This window comes from Mycobacterium sp. IS-1496 (assembly GCF_001499995.1).
Classification (GTDB): domain Bacteria; phylum Actinomycetota; class Actinomycetes; order Mycobacteriales; family Mycobacteriaceae; genus Mycobacterium.
The window spans coordinates 1-2,268 of the sequence record NZ_LQIU01000060.1; the positions used below are offsets into that span (position 1 = coordinate 1).

General features: G+C 63.3%; 3 protein-coding genes. All 3 read left to right on the forward strand.

The window, feature by feature from the left end; all coding sequences use genetic code 11:
- Positions 1-150: MspA family porin (locus AU195_RS22590; protein WP_172800688.1), on the forward strand; the 150-nt coding region annotated here is incomplete at its 5' end.
- 542 nt (positions 151-692) lie between these two features.
- Complete coding sequence (mspA, locus tag AU195_RS22595; RefSeq protein WP_059161260.1) at positions 693-1,343, forward strand: porin MspA; 651 nt, start codon at positions 693-695, stop codon at positions 1,341-1,343.
- Positions 1,344-1,638: 295 nt separating this feature from the next.
- Positions 1,639-2,268 (forward strand): porin MspA, encoded by a 630-nt coding sequence (gene mspA / locus AU195_RS22600; RefSeq protein ID WP_059161261.1) that lies wholly within the window; start codon positions 1,639-1,641, stop codon positions 2,266-2,268.

Sequence of the window (2,268 nt, forward strand, 5' to 3'; positions counted from 1 at the left end):
GAGGGTGCCGAGGGTGCTGTGGCGGTCTCCAACGCCCACGGCACGGTGACCGGTGCGGCCGGCGGTGTGCTGCTGCGTCCCTACGCCCGGCTGATCGCCTCCACCGGTGACAGCGTCACCACCTACGGCGAACCGTGGAACATGAACTGAGTTCCTCTTCATCGCAGTAAGAGCCCCGCGGGTCACCGACCCGCGGGGCTCTTCGTTGTCATGACCGAACCCGATGCGGCACACACCTGTTGGACAGCACAGCGGTCTCGCGGCGGGGCTACAGCGGTGACACGCAGGAAACCGCAGCCCACCACTGACGCCGGCCCAGCGGCCCCTGCGGGGTGCCGGGGCGAGCCGATGCCCTGCGCGGTCGACTGCGCAGATTTTGATTGCACAGCACGGAATTTGTTTTTGATCGCAAATAGCTTGATCTGATCACGTCCTCGGCGCTCTTTTCTTTGTTAAATAGTTAATGCCGTAATGGCCGCATAACTGCAGCTCAGAGGCCTAAAACAATGGCGCTTCGCTATCTGTTGTCGGTTATTGGCCGCCCTGTTATGTTTTGCGCGTCACTGACGATGAGATTCGCATGAGACAACTGATGCGACTTCTCATCGCAGTCACATGTTGGGCTCATGGGTGTGTGGTCTCCAGGCGACCAGGCGCCCGATGAAAATGTCGGCGCGACAGCTAGGGAGATCATGAAAGCAATCAGTCGGGTGCTGATCGCGTTGGTTGCGGCCATCGCGGCTCTGTTCACGAGCACGGGCACCTCCAACGCAGGTCTGGACAACGAGCTCAGCCTGGTCGACGGGCAGGGCAGGACGTTGACGATCCAGCAGTGGGACACGTTCCTCAACGGGGTGTTCCCGCTCGATCGCAACCGGCTGACCCGTGAGTGGTTCCACTCGGGTCGGGCCAAGTACATCGTGGCCGGTGAGGGTGCCGAGGAGTTCGAGGGTTCGCTGGAGCTGGGTTACCAGATCGGCTTCCCGTGGTCGCTGGGTGTGGGGATCAACTTCAGCTACACCACCCCCAACATCGCCTTCGACGGCCTCGACACCGTGATTGTCGACGGGGAAGGTGGCATCAGTCCGCTGGAGGGCATCGTGACCCCGCCGCTGTTCCCGGGTGTGTCGATCAGCGCCGATCTCGGTAACGGTCCGGGCATCCAGGAAGTGGCGACCTTCGCGGTCGACGTGGAGGGCGCTGACGGTGCTGTGGCGGTCTCCAACGCCCACGGCACGGTGACCGGTGCGGCCGGCGGTGTGCTGCTGCGTCCGTACGCGCGGTTGATCGCGTCCAGCGGTGACAGCGTCACCACCTACGGCGAACCGTGGAACATGAACTGAGTCCTGACGCCAGGAGGAGCCCGCGGGTGAGTCACCCGCGGGCTTCTCCGTGTTCACGGGCGAGTAACCGAGGAGTCTTCCCGTTTCCGCAGGTGACCTGCGACAACGGGCGCATCCGCGCTATCTGTTGTCGGTTCTTGGCCGCCCTGTTATGTTTTGCGCGTCACTGACGATGAGATACGCATGAGACAACTGATGCGACTTCTCATCACAGTCACATGTTGGGCTCATGGGTGTGTGGTCTCCAGGCGACCAGGCGCCCGATGAAAATGTCGGCGCAACAGCTAGGGAGATCATGAAGGCAATCAGTCGGGTGCTGATCGCGTTGGTTGCGGCCATCGCGGCTCTGTTCACGAGCACGGGCACCTCCAACGCAGGTCTGGACAACGAGCTCAGCCTGGTCGACGGGCAGGGCAGGACGTTGACGATCCAGCAGTGGGACACGTTCCTCAACGGGGTGTTCCCGCTCGATCGCAACCGGCTGACCCGTGAGTGGTTCCACTCGGGTCGGGCCAAGTACATCGTGGCCGGTGAGGGTGCCGAGGAGTTCGAGGGTTCGCTGGAGCTGGGTTACCAGATCGGCTTCCCGTGGTCGCTGGGTGTGGGGATCAACTTCAGCTACACCACCCCGAACATCGCCTTCGACGGCCTCGAGGGCGCCGACTTCATAGCTGAGGGCATCGTGACCCCGCCGCTGTTCCCGGGTGTGTCGATCAGCGCGGACCTCGGTAACGGCCCGGGCATCCAGGAAGTGGCGACCTTCGCGGTCGATGTGGAGGGTGCCGAGGGTGCTGTGGCGGTCTCCAACGCCCACGGCACGGTGACCGGTGCGGCCGGCGGTGTGCTGCTGCGTCCCTACGCCCGGCTGATCGCCTCCACCGGTGACAGCGTCACCACCTACGGCGAACCGTGGAACATGAACTGA